The sequence below is a fragment of the Streptomyces sp. CA-210063 genome, from assembly GCF_024612015.1.
Classification (GTDB): Bacteria; Actinomycetota; Actinomycetes; order Streptomycetales; family Streptomycetaceae; genus Streptomyces.
Window position 1 is genome coordinate 1,922,006 of the sequence record NZ_CP102512.1, and the last position, 17,710, is coordinate 1,939,715.

Annotated in this window: 14 protein-coding genes; 10 read left to right on the forward strand and 4 right to left on the reverse strand. The window is 70.6% G+C overall.

The features are described 5' to 3' along the window. Positions 1-14: 14 nt before the first annotated feature. From JIX56_RS08355 to JIX56_RS08365, 3 genes are all read left to right on the forward strand, one after another. Positions 15-1,397, forward strand: coding sequence for an MFS transporter (locus tag JIX56_RS08355; protein WP_257538132.1), 1,383 nt, complete (start codon positions 15-17; stop codon positions 1,395-1,397). Between the two features lie 85 nt (positions 1,398-1,482). Beyond that, the gene (locus tag JIX56_RS08360) at positions 1,483-4,137 is read left to right on the forward strand and encodes a glycoside hydrolase family 78 protein (protein WP_257538133.1); all 2,655 of its coding nucleotides are present in this window, start codon (positions 1,483-1,485) and stop codon (positions 4,135-4,137) included. An 85-nt stretch (positions 4,138-4,222) separates the two neighbouring features. Continuing rightward, positions 4,223-4,843, forward strand: a complete 621-nt coding sequence (locus tag JIX56_RS08365; protein ID WP_257538134.1) for a TetR/AcrR family transcriptional regulator — start codon at positions 4,223-4,225, stop codon at positions 4,841-4,843. A gap of 91 nt (positions 4,844-4,934) precedes the next feature. Here JIX56_RS08365 and JIX56_RS08370 read toward each other — a convergent pair whose 3' ends face one another. Together JIX56_RS08370 and JIX56_RS08375 are read right to left on the reverse strand one after the other, a co-directional pair. Continuing rightward, entirely contained in the window at positions 4,935-5,237 is a 303-nt protein-coding gene (locus tag JIX56_RS08370) for a putative quinol monooxygenase (protein WP_257538135.1), read from the reverse strand. Positions 5,238-5,289: 52 nt separating this feature from the next. Next, positions 5,290-6,252: a carbohydrate kinase family protein gene (locus JIX56_RS08375; protein ID WP_257538136.1), complete on the reverse strand. Its 963-nt coding sequence runs from the start codon at positions 6,250-6,252 to the stop codon at positions 5,290-5,292. Between the two features lie 264 nt (positions 6,253-6,516). On the opposite strand from JIX56_RS08375, the gene JIX56_RS08380 reads away from it, so the two are divergent. The 4 genes from JIX56_RS08380 (at position 6,517) to JIX56_RS08395 (ending at position 10,653) form a co-directional block, all read left to right on the forward strand. Next, positions 6,517-7,539 (forward strand): sugar ABC transporter substrate-binding protein, encoded by a 1,023-nt coding sequence (locus JIX56_RS08380; RefSeq protein WP_257538137.1) that lies wholly within the window; start codon positions 6,517-6,519, stop codon positions 7,537-7,539. Between the two features lie 162 nt (positions 7,540-7,701). Then, positions 7,702-8,715: an ABC transporter permease gene (locus tag JIX56_RS08385; protein WP_257538138.1), complete on the forward strand. Its 1,014-nt coding sequence runs from the start codon at positions 7,702-7,704 to the stop codon at positions 8,713-8,715. After that, positions 8,712-9,548: an ATP-binding cassette domain-containing protein gene (locus JIX56_RS08390; protein WP_257538139.1), complete on the forward strand. Its 837-nt coding sequence runs from the start codon at positions 8,712-8,714 to the stop codon at positions 9,546-9,548. The genes JIX56_RS08385 and JIX56_RS08390 overlap by 4 nt, the downstream gene beginning before the upstream one ends. A gap of 76 nt (positions 9,549-9,624) precedes the next feature. Beyond that, entirely contained in the window at positions 9,625-10,653 is a 1,029-nt protein-coding gene (locus JIX56_RS08395) for a LacI family DNA-binding transcriptional regulator (RefSeq protein WP_257538140.1), read from the forward strand. Here JIX56_RS08395 and JIX56_RS08400 read toward each other — a convergent pair. Further along, positions 10,640-11,419, reverse strand: a complete 780-nt coding sequence (locus JIX56_RS08400) for a polysaccharide lyase family 7 protein (protein ID WP_257538141.1) — start codon at positions 11,417-11,419, stop codon at positions 10,640-10,642. The genes JIX56_RS08395 and JIX56_RS08400 overlap by 14 nt on opposite strands. A gap of 226 nt (positions 11,420-11,645) precedes the next feature. On the opposite strand from JIX56_RS08400, the gene JIX56_RS08405 reads away from it, so the two are divergent. Further along, positions 11,646-13,568 carry a serine/threonine-protein kinase gene (locus JIX56_RS08405; RefSeq protein WP_257538142.1) on the forward strand — a complete coding sequence of 641 codons (1,923 nt, stop codon included), beginning with the start codon at positions 11,646-11,648 and terminating at the stop codon, positions 13,566-13,568. Positions 13,569-13,594: 26 nt separating this feature from the next. Here the strand turns inward: JIX56_RS08405 and JIX56_RS08410 are convergent, their stop codons facing one another. Beyond that, entirely contained in the window at positions 13,595-14,383 is a 789-nt protein-coding gene (locus tag JIX56_RS08410) for an FHA domain-containing protein (RefSeq protein WP_257538143.1), read from the reverse strand. Between the two features lie 193 nt (positions 14,384-14,576). Between JIX56_RS08410 and JIX56_RS08415 the strand changes: the two genes are divergently transcribed. Both JIX56_RS08415 and JIX56_RS08420 read left to right on the forward strand, forming a co-directional pair. Continuing rightward, positions 14,577-16,496, forward strand: coding sequence for an SMI1/KNR4 family protein (locus tag JIX56_RS08415; protein ID WP_257538144.1), 1,920 nt, complete (start codon positions 14,577-14,579; stop codon positions 16,494-16,496). Positions 16,497-16,859: 363 nt separating this feature from the next. Further along, a complete protein-coding gene (locus JIX56_RS08420; protein WP_257538145.1) occupies positions 16,860-17,600 on the forward strand; it encodes a VOC family protein in 741 nt (246 codons plus the stop codon). Positions 17,601-17,710: the final 110 nt, after the last annotated feature.

Sequence of the window (17,710 nt, forward strand, 5' to 3'; positions counted from 1 at the left end):
ACGAAGGAGTCCTCATGCCTCAGAACGACCGCGACATCAGTGTGGCCGGGCCCCCGCCGATCGAGCCGGCGAAGGGGGACGGTGCGGAGCCGACCGGGCCGGCCAAGGTCCTGGGTGCGGAACCGGGCGAGACTCCCGCCCCCGAGATCGAGGCCCCGCCGCTGGAGAGGGTCAGCAGGAGTTACCTCGCCTGGATCATGATCGCCAGCTTCGGTGGTTCCCTGGCCCTGATGGTTCCGCTCTCCTACTCGCTGGCGCTGCGGATCGACGAACTCGCCCCCGGACGCGAGGAACTGCTCGGCTACGTCACCGGATCCGCCCAGTTCGTCTATCTGGTCCTCAGCCCGCTGATCGGCTTCTGGAGCGACCGGATGCGCTCCCGCCTGGGCCGCCGGACACCGTTCATGTTCGCCGGCACGGCCATCGGCATGGCCGGGCTCCTGGGGATCGCCGTGGCACCGACCGTCTTCCTGGTGGGGCTGGCGTGGGTCGTCGGCATGGTCGGCTGGTCCACGGTCGGGCAGGCGATCCAGAACGTCCAGGCCGACCGGGTGCCCGAGGAGCAGCGCGGACGCGTCTCGGCGGTGACCAGCGTCATGACCCAGATCGCGCCGGTGGTCGGCATCGGCATCGCGTACACGGTGGCCTCCAGCACGCTTCTGGTGTTCCTGGTCCCGGGTGTCCTCGGAGCGGCCATGCTGTTGCTGTTCCCGCTGTTCAAGCCGGAGGGCGACTCCCGCGCGCTCGTCCACACCAGCGAGGTGAGCCTCAAGGGCCTGGTCGCCAGCTACGGGTTCGATCCGCGGCAGTACCCCGACTTCGGCTGGAACTGGCTCGGCCGCTTCGTCTTCTTCATGGGCCTGTACTTCAACACCACCTTCGGGACGTTCTTCTACGCCCAGCGGCTCGACATGCCCGTCAAGGAGGTCGCCGGCGTCGTGTCGGCGATCGGGATCCTCGGGGTGCTGGCGGCGACCGGCGGCGCCATCGGGGGCGGCTTCCTCTCCGACAAGCTCGGCCGGCGCAAGCTGTTCACCGTGATCGGATCCGCGATCTTCGTCGCCGGGGCCGTCGCCGAGGCGTTCGCCTACTCGCTGCCCCAGCTCGTCGTCGGCGCGGTGCTGATGCAGCTCGCCATCGCGATGTTCAGCGCCGTCGACCTGGCGATCGTGTTCGCCGTCCTCCCGGACCGGGCCCAGGCCGGCCGCTATCTCGCGGTGGTCGCCTTCGCGCAGAAGATCCCCAGCGCCCTCGCCCCGCTCATCGCGCCGCTCGTCATCACCATCGGTGTCCCGAGCGGAGGGGAGAAGAACTACACGCTGCTCTACCTGAGCGGCGCGGTGCTGGCGCTCGTCGGCGGTCTGATCATCAAGTTCAAGATCAAGTCGGTCCGGTAGCGGGCACCTCGGCACTCGGCCGACCACCGTGGAAACAGCGGGGTTTAACGCGTTCCGAGAAACACGAGTCGCGAGAAAGCAGAGCATGAACAACGCACCGTATGACCTGCGCGTCGACAGCGGCGGTGACCAGTTCACCGTGTCGGGCCCCGCGCCCCGCCTGTCGTGGAAGCCACCGTCGGACGCGGGATGTCCGGCGGGATACGAGCTGGAGTGCACCGTCGACGGCGAGGCGCAGCCCGCGGTGCGGGTCGCGCCCGGCCGGCACCGGTACCTCCCCTGGCCATGGGCGGAACTGGGCAGCGGCCGGCAGGTGGCCTGGCGCGTCCGGGCCGACGGCACCGGGGGTCCCTCGCCGTGGTCGCAGTGGAACGCGTTCGAGGTCGGCCTCCTCGACAAGGACTGGCAGGCGCGCTGGATATCGCCGGCCGAATCCGTCGACCCCGGCTACGGCAAGCGCCCGGCCCACACTCTGACAACCCGGTTCGAGGCACGGGCCGGGGTGCGCTCGGCACGGCTGTACGCGACGGCGCTCGGCGTGTACGAGGCGTACGTGAACGGCGAACGGGCCGGCACCGCCGAACTGTCGCCCGGGTCCAGCTCCTACGACCGCACGCTCTACGCCCAGGCGTCCGACGTCACTTCCGCCGTCAGGGTGGGCGAGAACCCGATCGAGATCGTCCTCTCCGACGGCTGGTACCGGGGCCAGGTCGGCGCGTTCCGCCTGCCGGCCGGCTGGGGCACGGTACTCGGCGCACGTGCCGAGCTGCACATCGCCTACGTGGACGGTTCACGCCAGGTCGTGCGCAGCGACGAGACCTGGACGAGCACCCGGTCGGCCCTCACCAGAGCCGACCTCATGGACGGGCAGACCACCGACTTCCGTACCGGGCCGGGTCCCGGACAGCCCGTCCTCGTCGATCAGGTCGAGGCCCCGGCGATCGACTGGTCGCCGGCACCGCCCGTGCGCGTCATCGCATCGCATCCAGCACAGTCGGTCACACAGCTGCGAGACGGGCTGTGGATCGCCGACTTCGGCCAGAACGCCTCCGGCTGGATCGCCCTCGGCGACCTGGGCCCGGCCGGCACCCGCACCGTCATCGACTACGGCGAACACGTCGGCCCCGACGGCGACCTGACGACCACCCACCTGGACTCCACGCGCCCCGGAGAGGAGCCGATCCCTTTCGTCCAGCGCGACGAGGTCGTCTCGGCGGGCCGGGACCAGACGTTCGAGCCACGCCATACCGTGCACGGTTTCCGGTACGCGCGCGTCCGCCGCGACGACGCCCCGCTCGACCCCGCGAGCATCACGATGCGCGTCGTCCACACCGACCTGCGCCGCACCGGAACCTTCGCCTGCGGCGATGACGACCTCAACCGCCTTCACGAGATCGCCGACTGGAGCTTTCGCGGCAACGCCGTCGACGTACCCACGGACTGCCCGACCCGCGAACGCCTCGCCTGGACCGGCGACTACCAGGTCTTCGCACCGACCGCCACGCGCCTGTACGACGTCCTCGGCTTCAGCCGCACATGGCTCCGCTCGGTCCGCGACGACCAACTGCCCGACGGCCGGATCGCCAACTTCTCGCCCGACGGCCGCCGCATCAAGCACCACCTCGACGACCAGTTCGCCATGATGACCGGCTCCGCCGGCTGGGGTGACGCGATCGTCGCCGTCCCCTGGGAGTTGTACGAGTCCTACGGCGACCGGGAGGTCCTCGCCGAGAACTGGGAGGCGATGGTCCGCTGGGTCGAGTGGGCGCTGCGGACCGCCCGCACCGCCCGCCACCAGTCCCGTATCGAGCGCTCGGCCGAGCCACTGCCGCACGAGCGGTACGTGTGGGACGGCTCCTTCCACTGGGGCGAGTGGACCGAGCCGAAGGAGAAGGCCGCCGACGGCACCCGCGTCGACCCGGTCCGCACCGATCCGATCGCCTGGTTCATGGCCGACAAGGGTGAGGTCGGCACGGCGTTCCTGTACCGCTCGACGTCGACCCTCGCCGACGTCGCGAGGGTGCTGGGCCGCACCGAGGACGCGGCCCGCTACACCGAGACCGCCGAGCGCGTCCGCGGCGCCTGGCGCACCGAGTTCCTCACCCCCGACGGACGCACCACCGGCGACACCCAGGCCGCCTACGTACGCGCCCTCGCCTTCGGACTCGTCCCCGACGAACTGCGCCCGGCCGCCGCCGCACGCCTCGTCGAGCTCGTCCGCGCCGCCGACACCCACCTGGCCACCGGTTTCCTCGCCACCGGCGACCTGCTCCCCGTCCTGGCCGACACCGGCCACGCCGACATCGCCTACGAACTGCTCCTGCGGCGCACCGCACCGTCCTGGCTGTACATGCTCGACCGCGGCGCGACGACCATCTGGGAGGACTGGGAGGGCATCGACGAGAACGGAGATGCCCACGACTCCCTGAACCACTACAGCAAGGGCGCCGTGATCCGTTTCCTGCACACCCACACGCTGGGACTGCGCCAGGCACCGGGGTCGGTCGCCTGGGAGTCCTTCGAGGTCGCGCCCGTCCCCCACCCGTCGCTGACCTGGGCCCGGGGGACACACGAGTCCCCGCAGGGCACGATCACCGTCGAGTGGCGGACGACCGGCGACGAGCTGACCATCACCGTCGGCGTGCCGCCGGCCACCACCGCGCGGGTCGTCTTCCCCGACGGCACCACCGAGACCGCCACGACAGGCACCTTCCGTGCCACTCGCCGTATCGAGAAATGAACCCCAACCATGTAGTAACTTTTTGATGTTCAACTGCTGCGCACGACCTGTACGAACCGGCTTCAAAGGGGAAAGTGAGCGCACCGTGGGTCAGGCAACAGCGCGCGGGCCGTACGCCAAGACACCGGCCCGCCGAGCGGAGATCGTACGGGCGGCGCGCGACAGTTTCGCCGAGAACGGCTACGCCAAGGCCTCCCTGCGGGACATCGCGGAGCGGGCCGGCATCACCCACGCCGGACTGCTCCACCACTTCCGCAACAAGGAGGAGCTCCTCGCCGCGGTGCTCGCCGAGCGGGATTCCGAGGAGTGGCAGCACGGCGCGGCACAGGTCGACAGCCTCGACCGGCTCGCGCCCTACCTCGGTGAGCTCATCCGTCACCACCAGAAGGCCCCGGAGCTCATGCGTCTGTGGATCGAGCTCGCCGCCGCGGCCTCACGCACAGATCATCCCGCCCACACCTACTTCGTCGAGCGCTACGAACGCGGGCGCACGCAGTTCGCCGAAGGATTCCTCGACAAGGCGGCCCGCGGCCGGCTGCGTGAGGGCGTCAGCCCCGAGAGTGCCGCGGCTCTCTTCCATGCCGTGCTCAACGGCCTCCAGTTGCAGTGGGTCCTCGACCAGGACCTCGACATCATCGGCCCGCTCAACGACTTCGTCCGCCTGCTCCTCGACCGGGACGACCGAGACGACCGGGACGACCGGTAGGCGGAGCGTCACCAGCTGGTGCGGGTGAGGTGGCGTGGGGTGAGGTGGCGTGGGGTGCGCCTGACCCGAGTCAGTTGTTCGTCAGCGCTCGTCACGGATGCGCGGCCAGCGGATCGAGGAACGTCAGTACGGAGGCGTCCTCCTCGATCAGCGGGGTGAGGGCGGCGTTGAACGGGGCGCCGTACGGGGCGGCCAGGTGGGCCTTGAAGGCGTCCTCGTCCCGGTAGACCTCGAAGATCCAGTAGGCGCGCGGGGCGGCCGCCTTGGTGTAGACGTCGAAGGACAGGTTGCCTTCCTCCTCGCGCACCTTCAGGGCGTAGTCCCGGATCAGACGGGCGACCTCGTCCTGCGCCCCCTCGCGGGCGGTGAACTCGGCGAGCAGGGTTTTCGTCATGGTTGCGGGTCCTTGTCAGCGGGGGCGGTCGAGGTGGACGGCGTACGGTCCGTCAGGCGTCGGCGGCGGTCGCGAACCGCGCCAACTGGTCCTGCCACGGCGGGTTCGGGCCGGCGACCGAGCAGGTCAGGGCCGCGACCCGCGCGGCGAACAGGCAGGCTGCCTCTACATCGCCGAGACGCAGGTCCGTCAGCCTGCCGCCGAGGAGTCCGCGGGCGCCGAGGTGGTGCAGCAGTCCGGCGGTGAAGGAGTCCCCCGCACCGACCGTGTCGACGACCGGCGTCGCCACCGCGGGCACCCGCACCCGTTCCCCGTCGAGCGAGGCCAGGGCGCCGTCGCCGCCGCGCGTGATCACGACGAGCCGCGCCCCCGCCGCATGCCAGGTGTCGCACGCCTGCTCGGGCGGCGTCCCGGGCAGCAGGAGCTCCAGGTCGTCCTCGCTCAGCCGCAGCACATCCGCGAGGCCACACCAGTGCGCCAGCCGGGCGCGGTAGACCTCGGGGCGCACCAGGAGCGGGCGGACGTTGGGGTCGACGCTGATGGTGGCCCGGGGGGCGGCCGCCGCCAGGAAGTCCTCCACCACGGCCGCCCCCGGTTCCTTGACCAGGGCCAGCGACCCGGTGTGTACGCAGGCGGTGTCGGCCAGATCCACCCCGGCCAGTTCCGCGCTCGTCCACTGCCAGTCGGCGGTGGCCTGAGCGTGGAAGGAGAACGTGGCCTGGCCCTGGGTGTCCAGCTCGGCCACGGCCAGCGTGCTGGGCTCGGCGGCCTCGACGGCGTACGACAGGTCCACCCCGGACGCCTCCAGGTGGGCCCGGAAGAGGCGGCCGAACACATCGCCGGACAGCCGGGCGAGGAAGCGGGCCGGGGTTCCCAACCGGGCCAGGGCGACCGCCGTGTTGGCGGGTCCGCCGCCCGGCAGCACACGCAGGGCGAGTTCGTTCCGGGTACCTGCGGGTTCGGTGAACGCGTCGGCGACGCACTCTCCCAGGACGGTGATCTGGCGAGGGCTCATGGGCTGCTCTTCTCTCGAACTCTCGGAACTCTCGTAACGCGCGGGCAGAAACGGGCACGTCGCGGGCAGTCGCCGAACCACTTCGGGCGGGCCACGGCCACGGGCGTTGCCGATTTGTGACGGGTGCAAGGCATTGACGTTGCCTGGAAGCGGAGTCCATCATCCTGGCCAAGCAGTGTCAACGATGACATAAGTCAACGATGACACCTCGGGACGGCATGCCCCGATGCCGGCCGCTCGCCCGCAATCCCGCAGGAGTCGTTCATGTCACGCATCTCTCGTCTGCCCTCCTCCGTGCTCAGAGCCGCCGCTTGCACGGGCATCGCGGCCCTCACCCTCACCGCCTGTGGCTCCGGATCCGGATCGGGCACCGCGAACTCCGGCTCGGGCAGCGTCAAGGTCGGACTGATCACCAAGACCGACACCAACCCGTTCTTCGTGAAGATGAAGGAGGGCGCGGAGAAGGCCGCCAAGGAGAACGGTGTCGAACTGTCCACCGCGGCGGGCAAGTTCGACGGGGACAACGCCGGTCAGGTCACCGCCATCGAGAACATGGTCGCCGCCGGGGTGAAGGGCATCCTGATCACACCTAGCGACTCCAAGGCGATCGTTCCGGCGATCGAGAAGGCCAAGGCCAAGGGCGTTCTGGTCATCGCCCTGGACACCCCGACCGACCCGGAGAGCGCGGTCGACGCCCTCTTCGCCACCGACAACCTCAAGGCGGGCGAGCTGATCGGCGCGTACGCCAAGGCCGCCATGAAGGGCAAGTCGGCGAAGATAGCCATGCTCGACCTCGCGCCGGGCGTCTCGGTCGGCGTCCAGCGGCACAACGGCTTCCTGAAGGGCTTCGGCGTCGAGGAGGGCGACCCCTCCGTCGTCTGCTCCCAGGACACCGGCGGCGACCAGGCCAAGGGCCAGACGGCGATGGAGAACTGCCTCCAGAAGGAGCCGGACATCAACGTCGTCTACACCATCAACGAGCCGGCCGCACTGGGCGCGTACACCGCGCTGAAGGCCAAGGGCCGGGAGAAGGACGTCCTGATCGTCTCCGTCGACGGCGGCTGCACCGGGACCGAGGCCGTCAAGGACGGCACGATCGCCGCGACCTCGCAGCAGTATCCGCTGAAGATGGCCGCCGAGGGTGTCAAGGCCGTGGCGACGTACGCCAAGGACGGCGAGAAGGCGTCCGGTTACACCGACACCGGCGTCACCCTGATCACCGACAAGGCGCAGGACGGTGTCACGTCCAAGGACACCGCCTACGGCCTGGAGAACTGCTGGGGCTGAGCCGGCCCCTGAGGACCGTACGACTTTCGCCTCTCCGCTCAGCGGGGCGGCCGTCCCTTCCTCCCCGGCCGGGGGACGGCCGCCCCGCTTGTCCGCTCCTCCCTCCACATTCCTCTCCGGCCAGGGCGGACAACGACTTCTGTCTTCCGACAAGGACTTCGCATGACAGCCACGACCACGCCCCCGGGCACGTCCACGCCGTACTCGGAGCTCAAGGCACCGACCACGGCCCGCCGACTGCTCACGGCGCCGACCACCGGACCCCTGGTCGCCCTCCTTCTGGCCTGTGTCTTCTTCTCCCTCTCCAGCGACCAGTTCCTCACCGGCGGGAACTTCTCGCTGATCGTGCAGCAGGTCATGGTCGTCGGCACCCTCGCCATCGGGCAGACCCTCATCATCCTGACCGCGGGCATCGACCTGTCGTGCGGCGCCGTGATGGCGTTCGGCAGCATCGTGATCGCCAAGATGGCGGCCGAGGGCTCCCTGCCGCCACTCGCCGCGATCGCGCTGGGCCTGGTCGTCTGCGGCGGCTTCGGCCTGCTCAACGGGGCGTTGGTGCAGAAGATCCCGCTGCCGCCGTTCATCGTCACCCTCGGCATGCTCAACGTGGCGTTCGCGCTGACCCACATCTACTCCGAGGAGCAGACGGTCACCAGCCTGCCGGGACCGCTGACGGCGCTCGGGCAGACCTTCCCGCTCGGCAACACCGACATCACCTACGGCTCGCTGGTCACCATCGCCCTGTTCCTCCTCCTCGCCTACGCGCTGAGCAGCACCGGCTGGGGCCGGCACGTCTACGCCCTGGGCAACAGCCCGGAAGCCGCCCGCCTGAACGGCATCCGCACCTCCCGACTGACCATCGGCGTCTACACCGTGGCCGGCGTCCTCTACGGCATCGCCGCCCTGCTGCTCATCTCCCGCACCGGCGTCGGCGACCCGCAGGCCGGGCAGACCGACAACCTCGACAGCATCACCGCCGTGGTCCTCGGCGGCACCAGCCTCTTCGGTGGACGCGGCTCGGTCCTGGGCACCTTCATCGGCGTTCTCATCGTCGGTGTCTTCCGCAACGGCCTGCAGCTGATGGGCGTCGCCTCCATCTACCAGACCCTGATCACCGGCGTCCTGGTGATCCTCGCGGTGACCGTCGACCAGATCTCCCGGAAGAAGGCACGATGACCGCCGCCGACACCCCCACCCCCGTCCTGCAGGCTCGCGGCCTGGTGAAGCGGTACGGCCAGGTCACCGCCATCGACGGCGCCGACTTCGACCTGCTGCCCGGCGAGGTCCTCGCCGTCATCGGCGACAACGGCGCCGGCAAGACCAGCCTCATCAAGGCCCTCACCGGCGCGGTGACCCCCGACGCGGGCGAGATACGCCTGAACGGCAAACCCATCACCTTCTCCGGACCGCAGAGCGCCCGCGCCCACGGCATCGAGACGGTGTACCAGGACCTGGCCGTGGCCGCCTCCATGGACATCGCCTCGAACGTGTTCCTCGGCCGCGAGCTCCGCCGCCCCGGCATCCTCGGCAGCGCCTTCCGCATGCTCGACAAGAAGCGGATGCGTCAGGAGGCCGCCGAGCACATGGCCGACCTGAAGATCGGCCTGCGCTCGCTGACCCAGTCGGTCGAGACCCTCTCGGGCGGTCAGCGGCAGGCCGTGGCGGTCGCCCGCGCCGTCGCCTGGGCCCGCTCCGTCGTCGTCATGGACGAGCCCACCGCCGCCCTCGGCGTCAAGGAGTCCGGCCAGGTCCTGGACCTCATCCGCCGGGTCCGCGACAAGGGCATGCCGGTCGTCCTGATCAGCCACAACATGCCCCATGTCTTCGAGATCGCCGACCGGATCCACGTCCACCGCCTCGGCCGGCGCGCCGCCGTGATCAAGCCCTCCGACTACTCCATGGCGGAGGTCGTCGCCATCATGACCGGCGCGCTCACCGTCGACGAGGCCGGAGATACTGTCGTAGCGGATTCCGCGGCAGCGAAGGCCGCCGGAGTCCAGGCCACTTGACGGATCGACCCCGCTCTCGCATGTTCCGGCCGAGGCCGCGGCCGGAACCGAGAGCCCTCAGGAGACGGTTTCCTCCATGGCAGCGAGCCGCCGCCCCACCTTGGCCGACGTCGCCCGCGAAGTAGGTGTCAGCGCGAAGACGGTCTCCCGTGTCCTCAACGAGGACGGACCCGTCTCGGCGCGGACGCGGGAACAGGTACTCGCCGCGGTGGCCGAGCTGGGCTTCCAGCCGAACCTCATGGCCCGCAACATCCGCGTCGGCGGCCCCGACACCACCATCGGCCTGGTCATCCCCGACCTCGCCAACCCCTTCTTCGGCGCCGTGGCCCGCGCCATCGAGGACACGGTCGGCGAACGCGGACTGACCCTGCTCATGGGTTCCTCCGCGGACGACCCCGACCGTGAACGCGCCCTGACGGACAAGTTCCTCGCCCGCCGCGTCAGCATCCTGATCGTCGTGCCGTCCGTCGGCGCCGACCACTCCCACCTCAGGTCGCAGCGCACGGCGGGGCTGCCCATCGTCTTCCTCGACCGACCAGGAGTGGGCCTGCCCACGGACAGCATCGTCAGCTCCAACCGTGCGGGGGCCCAGGACGGTGTCGCCCACCTCATCGCCCACGGGCACCACCGCATCGGCTTCGTCGGCGACCTGCCCGTCAAGCTGTACACCCGCCGCGAACGCCTCGCCGGATACCGCGCTGCCCTGCGAGCAGCCGACATCCCCTACGACCGCTCGCTGGTCGCCAACGCCCATGATCAGCCGGGCGCCGAGGCCGCGACCGCCCAACTCCTCGAACTGGCCGATCCCCCCACCGCCGTGTTCGCGGGCAACAACATCATGGCGCTCGGCATCGTCGCCCAACTCGCGCGCGACAAACGCAAGGACGTGGCCGTCGTCGCCTTCGACGACGTATCACTCGCCGAGGCACTGGAACCGGCCCTGACCGTCGTCGCCCAGGACCCCGAAGAAATCGGCCGCAGCGCCGCGTCCACGGCCCTGGCCCGCCTCGACGGCGACCGCTCCCGGGCTCGCACCATCACCGTTCCCACCCGGCTGATCATCCGAGGCTCGGGAGAACAACCCGCTCCGGTCAGGAGTGGGTGACCTTGATGCGGGAGATGCGGACCTCGCCGTAGTTGTCGCCGGCACACGGGTCGGAGTTGCCGCAGTTGGCCTGGGTGTAGGCCCCTGCCTTGAAGTAGTTGGTGTCGCCGTCGTGGGAGATCGTCGTCTGGAGCCGGCCGTTGTAGTACGCGTCGACCTCCCCGTCCCTGGCCACGAACTTGGCCTCGAACTCGGTGCCCAGCTCGTAGTCGTCGGTGACGAGGTGGTGATGGCGATCGTCGCCGTCGGTGATGTAGAGGCGGCTGCCCTCGAGGCGGAAGACGGTGACATCGTCGTCCCCGCCGTGGACCTGCGCCCCGACCAGGTACGGCCTCTCCTCGGGCAGTGCCATGAAGGCCTCCCTGACCACGAGGGTGTGGGTGCCGTCCGTCGTGGACCATTCGGCTTCGTCCTCGCCGCCGTCGGTCATCTCCCGCAGCTCGGCGCGTGGATAGCTGGAACCCCCCGTCGTCACACCGTTGACGGCGGCCCGGAACCTGACCGCGTCGCAGTCGGCTTCGGCCCGGAACCAGGGATCGGCGGAGAAGGTCGCCAGGTCGGGCTGGGTGACCTCGGTGGGGTCCTCGTCCTCGCCGGTGGGCAGGGTCAGCTTCCAGTCGGTCAGGTCCAGGACCTCGGACGGGTAGGCGCAGCCGGCCGGCCGCTCCTGGGGGGCCGAAGTGTCCGCCTGGGCGGGCAGCGTGAGCGTGGCGGCCGAGACAGCGGCGGTGATGCCGGCCAGCACGATGCTCCGAGTGCTTGGCATGGGGGGTTTCTCCTGTCGGGGGGGGTTCGGTTGACGACGCGTACCGTAGGCGCCGTTGTCGGGACCCGTCCCGGAGCCGCGATCTCACCACTTCCCCTTGTGCATGGGTACGACTCATGAAGGCTCTGGGTAGACGCTGCGTACGGTCGGCCGTACGCAGTAGGTTCTCCCCGTGAGTGCGGCCCTGGGCCGTGCGCGTGCCGGGCTCGAACGAGGGGGAAGATCCGTGCGTTCCGGGGACGAGTTCGCCGACCGCTACGTCCTCAAGGAGGTCATCGGCGCGGGGCGAGGCGGCGATGTGTGGCTGGCCCACGACACGGTGGTGGGCCAGGACGTCGCGCTCAAACCGGAGCGGACGGACAGTGAGGACGAGACCGCGGTGCGGCGGCTGCTGGGTGAACCGCGCGCCATGGCCAAGTTCCGCGACCATCCCCACGTCGTGACCTTGTTCGATGTCGTGACCGTGGAGCAGGACAGGGCCGGAAGGCGGACGTTCTGGTTCGTCATGGAGTACGTGCCCGGCGGCGGCCTGGACCGGCAGCCGACGGTCTCTCCCGCGCGGGCGGCCCGCATCGGTGCCCAGCTCGCCGACGCGCTGGCCGCCCTGCACGAAGCGGGCATCGTCCACTGTGACGTCAAGCCCGCCAACATCGGCCTCACCCGGCACGGGGCCGCGAAGTTACTGGACTTCGGCGCCGCCTACCGGGTCGGCGGTACCGAGACCATCACCGTCAACGGCCCGTTCAGCTTCACCCCGGACTACGCCGCCCCCGAGCTGGCCCGGGGCAACGTCCCCCGCCCGGCCTCCGACGTGTTCTGCCTGGCCGCCACCCTCCACGCACTGGTCACCGGTGCGCCGCCGCGCGGCGACGCGACCGGTGAGGACGCCGACCCCGCCAGGACGGGGGACGAGGGGAAGGAGGCCGAGCAGCTGAGGTACTGGAAGGCCGAGCAGGGCGTCGTCGAGCTGGACGCCGCCGTGGGACCGCTGTATCCCGTGCTCACCGCCATGCTTCAACGCGACCCTCGGCACCGCCCCGACGCCGCCGAGGTCAAGCGGCTCCTGGAGGACGTGGCCGGATCCGAACCGGGTACCCCGGGGGACACGGCCACCGCCGGCACCGTCACCGGGCACCGGCGGTGGCGCCGGCCGCTGATCGCGACCGCGCTCGGCATCAGCGCCGTACTGGCCCTGGGGCTCGTCGTCATCCCCGACCACAACGCAGGGAACGCCAGCCCTCAGCCCGGTCGGAGCCAGCCGGGGGACGACGCCTCGGACGGCGCGTCGCAAGCCCTGATCGGCGATCCGCACACGGCCGACGTGTGCGCTGTGGCCGACCCCGCCGCCCTCGACCAGTTCGGGGACGCCCACGTGGACGTGGACTACGGGAACTTCGACCGCTGCGACGTACTGGTGGACATCGACGACGAGACCCGGATCGACGTGTCGATCAGCCTTCTTCGCGGTTCGCCGCCCGAGGGTTCGAAGCCCTCCCGCACCGTCGGCGGGATCGACATCCATCAGGAGCAGGCCGAAAGCGACGAGTGCAAGCTGCTGTTGACGTCCGACGCCGATACCGACGGCTCACTGGTCGGGGTCCGCGTCAACATGGGCAAGGGCTCTGTGTTCGGCGGCAACGCGACCCTGTGCACGGTCGCCGACAAGGCCGCCCGGAGCGCGGCCGAGGTCCTCGACCGGGGTCCGCTCCCCCGCCGGTCACCGGCCTACCCGCGCACGTCGCTGGCCTGGGCGAACGCCTGCCGACTCCTCGACGCCAAGGCCCTGTCCGCCGTTCCCGGCCTCAAGGCCGATGCGCCGGACGCCGGCGTCGCGAACTGGAGCTGCGAGTGGTCCAGTGATGTCGACGAGCTGGATGCGGAGATCGCCTTCTTCCGCGATCAGCCCAGGTCCGCCGAGGACGGCGCCACCACCGTCAGGCTCAGCGGATACCGCACGGTCGTCGAACCGGACGACGACGGCGACACCTGTACGGCCTTCGTCGAGTACCGCACGTACGGCGGACAGGACGCCGAGACCGCCGCCGAGATGGTGCGCCTGGATGTCGGCGGGCGACAGCCCGCGGACAAGCTCTGCGCGATGACCGAAGCCCTCGCGGCGTCCGCCGCCGCCGAACTCCGCGCGCGATGAGATGACACGGGGGCGTCGGCGCCTGGTCAGGACACGGAGTCCGGCCAGGCCATGTCGTCCTCCATCAGGTCCAGGTCCGGCGGTACGAGCGTCGTCGACTCCACCAGCCCCTTGATCAGGTTGTGCAGCAGGCTGTTGTCGGCGGGACGGCCCTGCGACTTGTCGTGCAGCAGCTGGTACCTGAAGCCGCTGTGGTGCAGACGGCGGCGTACGGCCTCGATGCGGCGCTCGATCCGGCGCTCGTTCCAGTTGCCGTCCGGGCGGAGGTAGGCGAGCTGCTTGGCGGCGGTGGAGTAGGTGAGGGGGCGCGGGTTCTCCTCGTACAGCAGATACCGCTGGCCGAGGAGGGCCAGCAGCAGTCGTTCGTCGTCGTCGAGCGGCCACGTCTCCGGCCGGACCGTCTCCGTGCGCCGCCGGGACACGGGACCCTGGTCGTCATGGCCCGCGACATACAGCTCGACGAGGTGCTCGCGGTAGCCGGAGCCCTTCACGAACAGCGGGGTGTAGCCGGCGTCGAGCGGGATGGGCTCGGTGGTGAGGTGCATCATCCGGCCGCGGGGCAGCCGGACGAGCTGCTGCCCGATGTTGCGCAGCCACCACATGCCTTGGCGGTACGTCAACTCGCCGTGCCGCCGGCTCACGCGCAGGTCGTCCACGCCGACCCCCAGGTCCACGTCCGGCTCCTCACCGCGCCCGAAGCGGACGGTCAGCCCCTGGCGGGGCGGTGCGCTGAGTTCAGCGGTGACCGTACGGGCATGCAGGGTCCCTGGCGTGGTGGGCGGGACACCACGTGCGAGGCTGGCGGAGGGGGGCATCGTTGGTCTCCTCGGATCGAGAGCTTCCGGGTTCGATGGCGTCCGGGTTCGACGGCGTCCGGGTTCGAGAGCTTCTCGGCAGGCGTCCGACGTACTGACCAGTATCCGCACCCGTTCCGGGACCCCTCCCCGAACGCCGTCGGCCGCGGCGAGGAGCGGAGCGCTGTCAGTGGTGGGTGGCAGCATCGGACACATGACGGACACCACGGCATTCAACTGGCGTTCCTTCCTGCTCAGATGGAGCGGGGAGTGGGCGGATTCCCTGCCGGACGGCGACACGCGGGGCGAGGACGACGAGGCCGCGCGGCGGGCGCGGTGGCTGGGGTTCCCGCCCGCGTCGGAGGAGGGGATCGCAGCCCTGGAAGAGCGCCTCGGCCGGCGGATGCCCCCGTCGTACCGGGAGTTCCTCAAGGTCAGCGACGGATGGCGGCACGCGGGCGGGTTCGTGTGGCTGCTCGCGGGGACGCAGGACGCGCACTGGCACAACAACGAGTCAGGACTCGCGGAGATGGTCGAGGAAGACCTCGACGAGGACGCCGGGCCCGAGGAGCGGCGGGAGGCGGACCTCTGGCGGCGCGGACTGCAGCTCGACGTCGAGTCCGACGTCACCCACGTCCTCATGGACCCCGAGGACGTCGACGAGGTCGGCGAGTGGGCCGTCTACACATGGGCGAGCTGGCGGGCCGCGCCACCCGAGCGGCACGCGAACTTCCTCGAGTTCATGCGGGAGATGTACCGGGAGTTCCACAGCCTGCGGGCGCACGGGAGCGACGGGGAGCCGGAGTTCGCCAACGACACGACGCGAAACCTGGACGCCCAGGTCGAAGAGGCCCGGCTGGAGGCGCTGCGCGGCGGCTGGGAGCGGGCCGTGAAGGCGCTGGACGAGGCCAAGGAGTACGGCAGACCGCGGGCCGCCGGGCTGGGTGACCAGATACGTCGTCTGCTCGGACAGACCTCCATGGTGTACTTCGAGGACCTGGTGACGGGCCCGCGGTACGCGCCCGAGCTGCTGCCACCGCTGGTCGCCGAGCACGCGGCGCACTCGTACCGGGACGACTCCGCGCTGACGTTCTTTCTGCGGGGCGCCGACGACGACGTGGTGTCGCTGGCTCACACGACGCTGAATCAGGTGCGGAACGGCACGTACCGGTACACGGCGGCCGGACCGTTCGGGGAGCCGGTCGAGCGGGCGCGGGAGCTGGCGCGGTGGGGAGACACCGACGGGGCATGGCGGACACTGATGGACGCTCTGCCCCTGTGGGAGCCGGTGGGACCGGACCATCTGGCGCCGCTGGGGTGGGTGGCCGACCCACTGCTCGGGCCGCTGCTGACCCCGGAGCGGGGCCGGGAGCTGCTGTCCACACCGAGGGGCGGGCAGGCGGGTGAGGCACCGAGGCCGACGGCCGGGCTCGACCCCGGCGGCCTGGCGTGGCTCGCGGAGCCGGACCCCGGCGACAACCGCACGTCCTACCGCTTCGTCCTGGTGGAAGGGGTGGAGCCGGAGGAACTGCCCCGACGTCTCACGGACGGGGATGGGGACAGAGACGGGGACGGGGACGGCACCGTGCTGAACGAACCCATGACCTTCTGGGAGGCACGCCGCAGGTCGCTGGACAACAAACAAGGAGAGTTCTCGTCCTACGACGACAGGGCTCTCATGGCGGTCGGCCGGGCCGGCACCGGCTGGAGCTTCGCCTTCGACGGCGATCCCGCCCCGTTCGGCCGGGAGCGGTTCGTCTCCCCGGCCGCGGCCGCCGGCGAGGGCACCCGCGCGGTGGTGGTGTGGAGCGGCCTGAGGACCTGGCACGGTGAGCCGTTCTTCCACCTCTCGGTGGCGCGAGACGGTGCCGAGCAGTACGCGTTCACGTACGCGGACGGAGAGGTCCGGTCAAGCGGGGAGATACCGCGGGCACTGGACCCGAGCCGGTTCTTCGGCGACCTGGCGGACAGCGCCGAGGCCGAACGGTCGCTGCTGGAAGCGGTGACCGGGGAGTTCGGTGCCCATCTGCCGCGCCACGCGATCGTGAACGGGCGGCTGCACACGTTCACCACCCGCTCCTGGACGCGGCCGCCGAGGGACGGCGAGACGTACGCAGTGATCCGGCTGAGTTGATGCGCGCCACCCCTGCCGGGCGGCGCGCGGCCTTCCCGGCCGTCCGTGTCCTCGTGGCGCCGGGGATGGCGTGTATCGCGGGCGTATCGACATACGCATACGCCGCCGCAACAGTCCTCCGCCTTCACTGACCGCATGGAGCTCGGGGCGGGCTGCTCGGCCCTGGTCGAGGTCGCGCAGTACGTCCCGGATGGCTTCTGCCAGACAGGGCTCTCCTCGACAATCAGCACACGCATGCCCTCGAGGCTATGAGCCGGTGCATATCGTGGGTGTATCGAACACCGCTGTGGCCCATCGATCCAGGTCTGCTCAAGGTCCTCCGCCACACCTGTCGATTCGTCCCCCGGGTATACGGTTGGCGGCATGGCGCTGCGACTCTTCGAGGTGAACGTCAAAGCCCGGGACGACTCGGCGTTGGGCCGGTTCTGGGCGGAGGCGCTCGGGTGGAGTGTTTCCAGCGAGGCACCCGGTGCGACCAGCGTCAAGCCCGTGGGTTCCGCCTGGCCGGACCCCGCCGCCGTCCGCGTCGATGTCATCGCCGTCCCGGACCCCGAAACGGTGCAGAACCGCGCGCACATCGAACTCGCCACCACCTCTGCGGCCCATCACGCGGAGTTGGTCGCGCGCCTGAAGGAGCTCGGCGCGACGCCCGCCGACGGCCAAGGCGACCTCCCTCGGACAGTTCTGGCCGACCCGGAGGGCAACGTGTTCTGCGTCCTGGAGCCTCGGGAGATCCACCGGGACACCGGGCCCATCGCCGCGGTGGTCGTCGACTGCGCGGACCCGCGGGCCATGGCCCGGTTCTGGGGCGCGGCGATGGACTGGACCCCGCACGAGGTGACCGACGATCATGCGCTGCTGCGCTCCGCCGAGGGTGTCGGCCCGTATCTGGAGTTCCTCCGCACGCCCCACCTGAAGGAGATGCGGCACCGCGTCCATCTCGACCTGGCGCCCTACCCCTTCGACGGTGACGGTCAAGCGGCGGGCGTGGCCCGGCTCAAGGCCCTCGGCGCGACGCCCGCCGACGCGGGCCGGGGCGACTTCCCGTGGAAGGTTCTGGCCGACCCGGAAGGCAACGAGTTCTGCGTCCTCGGCCCGGCCTGACGCGGAGCCTCCCCGCCCGCTCCACCACGCCCACGCCACCGGACTCGTCAATGACGGCGCCCCTGGCGTGGCACGCAGGTCCCTCGCACGCGCACTCCCTGACGCGCGGC

Coding starts and splice junctions, on each gene's coding strand:
- JIX56_RS08380 (WP_257538137.1), top strand. CDS start 6,517: ATGTCACGCATCTCTCGTCTGCCCTCCTCCGTGCTCAGAGCCGCCGCT.
- JIX56_RS08415 (WP_257538144.1), top strand. CDS start 14,577: ATGACGGACACCACGGCATTCAACTGGCGTTCCTTCCTGCTCAGATGG.
- JIX56_RS08420 (WP_257538145.1), top strand. CDS start 16,860: ATGGCGCTGCGACTCTTCGAGGTGAACGTCAAAGCCCGGGACGACTCG.
- JIX56_RS08385 (WP_257538138.1), top strand. CDS start 7,702: ATGACAGCCACGACCACGCCCCCGGGCACGTCCACGCCGTACTCGGAG.
- JIX56_RS08375 (WP_257538136.1), bottom strand. CDS start 6,252: ATGAGCCCTCGCCAGATCACCGTCCTGGGAGAGTGCGTCGCCGACGCG.
- JIX56_RS08410 (WP_257538143.1), bottom strand. CDS start 14,383: ATGCCCCCCTCCGCCAGCCTCGCACGTGGTGTCCCGCCCACCACGCCA.
- JIX56_RS08400 (WP_257538141.1), bottom strand. CDS start 11,419: ATGCCAAGCACTCGGAGCATCGTGCTGGCCGGCATCACCGCCGCTGTC.
- JIX56_RS08355 (WP_257538132.1), top strand. CDS start 15: ATGCCTCAGAACGACCGCGACATCAGTGTGGCCGGGCCCCCGCCGATC.
- JIX56_RS08360 (WP_257538133.1), top strand. CDS start 1,483: ATGAACAACGCACCGTATGACCTGCGCGTCGACAGCGGCGGTGACCAG.
- JIX56_RS08370 (WP_257538135.1), bottom strand. CDS start 5,237: ATGACGAAAACCCTGCTCGCCGAGTTCACCGCCCGCGAGGGGGCGCAG.
- JIX56_RS08395 (WP_257538140.1), top strand. CDS start 9,625: ATGGCAGCGAGCCGCCGCCCCACCTTGGCCGACGTCGCCCGCGAAGTA.
- JIX56_RS08390 (WP_257538139.1), top strand. CDS start 8,712: ATGACCGCCGCCGACACCCCCACCCCCGTCCTGCAGGCTCGCGGCCTG.